At 38.4% G+C, this 1,051-nt stretch carries 2 protein-coding genes; both read right to left on the bottom strand.

The window, feature by feature from the left end:
- The coding region (locus tag F6K51_RS38080; protein WP_293031560.1) for a glycosyltransferase at window positions 1-405 on the bottom strand (405 nt) is incomplete at its 3' end.
- On the bottom strand, window positions 402-1,051 hold a 650-nt coding region (locus F6K51_RS38075), incomplete at its 5' end, for a hypothetical protein (protein ID WP_293031557.1). The genes F6K51_RS38080 and F6K51_RS38075, both read right to left, overlap by 4 nt.

Raw genomic sequence — 1,051 nt, 5'->3', positions numbered from 1 at the left:
ACCACTTTTAATCAGAGATGCTGTCATTTTATTCTCAGATGACAAGGAATAAACTGAATGATGAATGCTCCACAAAAGTGGAATTTTATGGGAATAAAAACTACTAGCTAATTTGGCAGCTATATTTCCGTGATACATCCATCCCTGAATTACGTCAGGCTTGAAAGTATTCACCGTATTAATTAACTTAGAAAATGCTTTCAGGGTTGGAACCTTTCCTGGTTCAAGACCAATATGAGCAACAGGTATACCCAAAGATTCAATGCGATCGCCTACCGTATCATGCCCCATTAGAGACAATACCACTGGACTAAAGCGGTTTCGGTTGATCTTGGATAGGAGATGATATAACATCAACTCCGCACCTCCTATAGAGACTCCAGTGGTAAGATATAGTATTTTCATAGTTTATAGTTCTTTTTCCAATAAACTTTGCTAACGAAAGATAGTAATAGACCCATAGCCGCAAAAAACCAAAAATTAGCAATTAGGTAAGCCTCTGGGTCACCAAAGGTAATAAAATCTATCCAGGTTACAGCTGTTAAAATGTAAACAAATGGCATCCAGTATATTGTATGTAGCTGATTATTAAAAATAGTTTGTAGATAACGACCAATCCAACCAAAGCTCAACGATATGATAATTAGTCCGACCCAAGACATACTATAGATACCAAAGGCCAGTATACCTGGTGGTATAGCAAACTCATTGGAGCCTATGATATTTGCTGTATTCTCAAAGGATAGGGTTTCTGGGAACTCCATATTAGTCAGACGCTCCGGTATTAAGGAAAGCACCCCATAGTAGATATCCAGAAATAGCCGCATTGGATAATGATTATTAAAAGCTGCATCTAGGGAATGAACTGGAAACACAAAGTTCTCTACTAGTTCGATAATGCTAAAGCTTTCATTGGAACCACTGTCCAGAGATTGTCTAAAGCGTTCCACTACAGCAACATAGCCATCTGGCAAAGCACTTAAGCTAAAAAACAGGGTTTTGCCGTGAATCAGAAACAGAGCAGCACTAGAGACAAAAGTAAGGGTGAAAG

The organism is Moorena sp. SIO3I8 (assembly GCF_010692325.1).
Classification (GTDB): Bacteria; Cyanobacteriota; Cyanobacteriia; order Cyanobacteriales; family Coleofasciculaceae; genus Moorena.
This window is presented reverse-complemented; position numbering and strand designations above follow the sequence as displayed.